This is a genomic window from Saccharopolyspora sp. 6M, assembly GCF_020176775.1.
Taxonomy (GTDB): domain Bacteria; phylum Actinomycetota; class Actinomycetes; order Mycobacteriales; family Pseudonocardiaceae; genus Saccharopolyspora_C; species Saccharopolyspora_C gregorii.
Map to the genome: position 1 here is coordinate 1 of NZ_JAIUJZ010000095.1, position 4,596 is coordinate 4,596.

A 4,596-nucleotide genomic window follows, 5' to 3' on the forward strand; every position below is an offset into this window, starting at 1 on the left:
GCGCCCCCCCGGGCCACTAAGAACCGGTCCAGCAGTGGTCCCGCGCCGACCCCGCCGCCCGGGCTAGACCACCGCGCGAAGTGCGATACCCCGCCGCGGGCCCCGCTAACGCCGAGGGGGGGCTCGCCGGGGTCCGGTGGGCCGGGGCCGGGGGGGTGGCGCCGCTGCCCGCGCCGGTGCTGCCGACCCGGCCGCCGGCGGGGGGCAGCGTCGACGCGGTGGCCACCGCGGTGGGGGTGTGCGAGCCGCGGGACGTGGTGGCGAACCGGTTGGACCCGTGGCACGGCTCGTGGTTCCACCCGTACTCGTTCGCGAACCTGGAGGTGCTGCGCGAGCCGGACGCGGAGCGGGACGAGTTCGAGGTCGCGGTGTCGTTCCGGCTGACCGGGGGAGTGGGGGTGCCGGTGCGCGCGACGTTCACCGCCCCGGAGCCGCGCACCGTGGTGATGCACATCGTGGCGGGGGAGGGCCTGGGCAGCGTCGTCGAGACGCACGCGACGCCGCTGGGCCGGAACTCGGCCGGGCGCCCGACGACGGCGGTGGTCGAAGCGGTGGTGGCGCATTCGACGCGGCCGGGTTTCCGGCTGGCCCGCGCGGCGGCGGGCGGGTTGCGGCCGGTGATGCGGTGGGCGGCGTTGCGGTTGTGGCGCGACGACCTGGCCTACGCGGAGCGCCGCTGCGAGCTGCGCGGCCGGTCCGGGGGCTGAAGGTCATCCGGTCGCGGGGCTTCGCCCGCGTCGAACCGCTCGGCGCCCAGCACGTCCAGCAGCGCCGGCGCTTCGGCGTCGCGGGAGCCGGGCTGCGCGGTGTAGAGCACGAGGTGCTGGTCCCGGTGGCTGAGCGCGAGCGAGTCGCAGTCGACCGTGACCTCCCCGACGACGGGATGCCACGCGAGCACGTCGAACCTGGCGGACACCACGATGCCCGCCGTCAGCGGTAGTCGTTCGAGCAGCGCGCGGATGCCGGGCCGGACGTCGCGCCGGTGCCGCCGGGTCCGGTTGGGCGCGGGACCGGCAGGACGTGCAGGTGGTCGGATTCGGCGTCGGTGAGCGGCAGCGCGGCGGAGATCCCGGCGAGGACTTCGCCCGACGGGCGCGGTGCCCTGCCTTGTTCGAGCCGGACGTAGTACTCGGGTGGAGAGGTGCGCGAGGACCGCGGCCTCTTCGCGGCGGAGTCCCGGTGTCCGGCGCCGCGGTCCGGATCCGCACGCCGGGCGGTACGGCCACGGAGATGATCGATGCCTGGGAGGCGGCGACGCCCGGGGTGGTGGAACGGGTGACGACGACGAGCCGGCTGGGGCGGATGGCGCAGCCGCGGGAGAGCGCGGAGGCGGCCGCGTGGCTGCTCAGCGATCGGGCCTCGAGTGACCGGCGCGAGCGTCCCGGTCGACGGCGGCAGCGGCGCCTGAGCCCTGGATCGTCGGCGGGGCGGCGGCCCGCCCGGCCGACGCATCTTTTTAAGCACGATGGTTTCAGTGTCGACCGAAATCAGTACTCCAAGAAGACGAAAACACAAGCCCCGCAAGGAGGACCTCAGGCGAACCGCGCGGCCAGCCGCAGCAGCGGTGAGCGCCCTGCGACCGGCACGCTCCACACGTCGTGCCCGCGCAGCCCCCACAGTCGCAGCAACCGGTTCGCCGCGAGCATCCCGCTGGTGGCGGCCCGTTCCATCAGCGCCACCGGCAGGTCGACCCGCACGTGGTCCCCGGCCAGCACCAGTCCCGGTTCGGGGGTGGTGATCGTCGGCCGCGCGGCGAACCCGCCGGGCGGGAACAGCGGGCAGTCCGCGCGCAGCTCGTGGCGTTCGTCGACGATCCCGGCCGTGGTGGTCTCCGGGTAGACCCGGTGCAGCTCGTCGAGCACCCGGGACCGCATTCCCGGGACGGTCGCGTCGGACGCCAGGGCGTAGCAGTGCACCTCGACGACGGATCCGCCGTGCGCGCGGGTCCACTCGGCGGCGTCGTGCTCGTAGCGCTCCAGCACGCTGATGTTGTCCACCGGGCCGAACCCGCTGGTGCCGAGGAACGCGTGCCGGTCGGCGCGCACCGGCCGGTCCAGCCAGAACCGGGACACCAGGAACGGTGGTGGGGGGCGCCGCGCCCCCCCCCGCGCCCCCCCCCCCCGGGGGGCCCGGGGGGGGGGGGCGGCCCCCCCCCCCGGCGCGCCCCCCCGGTCGGTGGCCAGCCCCACCCCCGCGGCCCTCCGCGCCCCCCCCGGGGGGGCGGCCCCCCGCGGGGGGGGCGGCCCCCCCCCCCCCCCCCCCCCCCCCCCGCCCCCCCCGGCCCGGGGGGCCCCCCCCCCCCCCCCCGATCCGCTCCCGCCACGCGCGGTGCGCCAGTTCGGGGGAGCCGGCGAGAACGCGCTGCGCTCCGCCGAGTTCGGTGGCCAGCACCACGGCGTCGGCCGCCACCGGCTCGCCGTCCGCCGGGTGCACGGCGAACTCGCGCGGGCCGCGGTGCGAGATCTCGGCGACCTCGGTGCCGAGCCGGAACCGCACGCCCCGGGCTGCGAGGTGCGTCCGCAGCGGTTCCCACAGCGCGGTGGGGAACGAGTCGGCGGCGACGTCGAACAGCAGTCCTTCGCTGGAGCCGAGGAAGTACAAGTGGAACATCAGCGCCAGCTCGGCGGCGGACAGGTCGGTGGGCGGGGCGAAGAAGCTGCGGGAGAACACCTCGAACGCCAGGTGCCGCGCGGCGGGCGGGAACCCGATGTCGCGCAGGTAGTCGGCGGCGTTGGTCCCGTCCAGCCGGGCGTAGACGCCGGGCACCCGCACGTCGGCGAGGGTGGCGGCGGCGCGCAGGTCCATGCCGGGCACGTCGCGCCAGCGGAAGGTGGGGCTGCGGGAGACGAAGCCGAGCGCGTTCCACGGCGGTGACTGGGGGAGCCCGGCGAAGGTGTCGGTGCTGCCGCCCGCGCTCAGCAGCGGGTACTCGGGGAGGGCGACGAGCCCGGCGAGGTCGGGGTCGGCGCGGCGCAGCAGGCGGCGCAGGTTGTAGTACTGCCGGAAGAACGCGTGGAAGCCGCGGTTCATCGCGACCTCGGAGCCGTCGGCGAGGGTGGTGCTCCAGCCGCCGACGCGTCCGCCGAGGTGCGGTTCGCGTTCCAGCAGCAGCACGTCGGCGCCGCGGTCGCTCAGGCAGGCGGCGGCGGTGAGCCCGGCGCGGCCGCCGCCGACGACGGCGACGCGGGGACCGCCGGTGCCTGCTCGGTCGGCGCCGGGGTGGGCGGGGTGGCGGACGGCGCGCGGGTCACGCAACGGGTCTCCTCCCGAGGAAGGTGTGGGTGAGGGTGCGCTGCCAGCCGGACATGGGTTCGACGCGCACGCCGGTGAACCCGGTGCGGCGCATCCGCGCGGTGAGTTCCGGTGGGGAGTCGAAGTCGAGGGCGCTGCGCCACAGGTAGCGGTAGAGCGCGGTGTCGCCGGTGACCCACCGCCCGGCGGGGATGATCACGCTCCAGCACACGGCGTGCCACAGCAGCCGGTCGGCGCGGCGCCGGGGCAGCGAGTAGTCGTGCACGGCCAGCGGTGCTCCGGGCCGGAGCAGGTCGTGCAGCAGGCGGAGTCCGGCGTCCGGGTCGGGGAGGTTGCGCAGCAGGTAGGCGGCGAGGATGCCGTCGAACGGGCCGTGCACGCCGGCGTCGGGGAGGCCGTGGGCGTCGGCGTGGACGAAGCGGACGGTGGGGGGCCAGGGCTTCTCGCGGGCGCGGGCGAGCATGCGGGCGGATCCGTCGACGGCGGTGATGGTGGCGGCGGGCAGCGCTCGGTGCAGGGCGCGGGTGGAGGCGCCGGTGCCGCAGCCGAGGTCGAGCAGGTGGAGGCCGTGGCCGTCGCCGGGGATGCGGAGGCGCCGGGCGGAGCGGTGCAGGTCGCGGTGGTAGCCGGGGTTGGCGGCCACGAGGGCGTCGTAGTCGCGGCCGCCGCGGTCGAAGAGGGTGGTGACCCGGGGGTTCATCGGCGGCTCCGCAGGGCGCGGGCGGTGAGTGCGGTGAGCATGCGGGGTGCGGCGACGCCGAGGCGTCGGCTGGTGGGTACGGCGAGGCGGTGGCCGAAGACCTGGTAGCCGGATTCGACGATGAGGTCGAGGATTTCGCCGTAGAGCAGGTGTGCGGTGCGCACGCAGGGGCGGGCTGCGGGGTGCAGGAGGGCGATGCCGGGTTCGGCGCTGCGGTAGAGGGCGCGGGTGCGGGCGACCTGGTCGCTGAGGGCGCGGCGGACGGGTGCGTCGGGGCGTCCGGTGCGGCGGCACCAGTGCAGCCGGTCGGTGTCGACGCCGAAGGCGGCGAGTTCGTCGGCGGGGAGGTAGACGCGGCCGCGGTCGAGGTCTTCGCCGACGTCGCGGAGGAAGTTGGTGAGCTGGAAGGCGAATCCGAGTGCGGCGGCGTGGGGTGCGGCGTGTTCGCGGGGGCCGGTGGTGCCGAGGACGGGGAGGACTTGCAGGCCGATGACTCCGGCGGAGCCGTGGACGTAGTCGTCGAGTGCGGCTCGGGTGGGGTATTCGGTGATGCGCAGGTCCATTCGCATGGAGCGCATGAAGTCGGTGAACAGGGTGGTGGGGAGCCGGTAGCGGTGGGCGGTGTCGGCGACGGCGGCGAGGGC

At 76.2% G+C, this 4,596-nt stretch carries 5 protein-coding genes and 1 pseudogene; 1 reads left to right on the top strand and 5 read right to left on the bottom strand.

Features of this window, described 5'->3' with window-relative positions; genetic code table 11:
• Positions 1-176: 176 nt before the first annotated feature.
• Positions 177-707, top strand: a complete 531-nt coding sequence (locus LCD31_RS14545; protein ID WP_374201657.1) for a DUF5914 domain-containing protein — start codon at positions 177-179, stop codon at positions 705-707.
• Here LCD31_RS14545 and LCD31_RS14550 read toward each other — a convergent pair.
• From LCD31_RS14550 to LCD31_RS14575, 5 genes and pseudogenes are all read right to left on the bottom strand, one after another.
• Complete coding sequence (locus tag LCD31_RS14550) at positions 662-916, bottom strand: hypothetical protein (protein WP_224958736.1); 255 nt, start codon at positions 914-916, stop codon at positions 662-664. The genes LCD31_RS14545 and LCD31_RS14550 overlap by 46 nt on opposite strands.
• Positions 917-1,532: 616 nt before the next feature.
• Positions 1,533-2,072, bottom strand: coding sequence for an FAD-dependent oxidoreductase (locus LCD31_RS14560; protein WP_308015850.1), 540 nt, complete (start codon positions 2,070-2,072; stop codon positions 1,533-1,535).
• A gap of 313 nt (positions 2,073-2,385) precedes the next feature.
• Positions 2,386-3,255: pseudogene (locus LCD31_RS14565) on the bottom strand (FAD-dependent oxidoreductase); the annotation flags it as partial.
• Positions 3,248-3,952 (bottom strand): class I SAM-dependent methyltransferase, encoded by a 705-nt coding sequence (locus LCD31_RS14570; protein WP_224958737.1) that lies wholly within the window; start codon positions 3,950-3,952, stop codon positions 3,248-3,250. The pseudogene LCD31_RS14565 and the gene LCD31_RS14570, both read right to left, overlap by 8 nt.
• Positions 3,949-4,596 (bottom strand): phytoene/squalene synthase family protein (locus LCD31_RS14575; protein ID WP_224958738.1); only part of this gene is annotated, 648 nt, incomplete at its 5' end. The genes LCD31_RS14570 and LCD31_RS14575, both read right to left, overlap by 4 nt.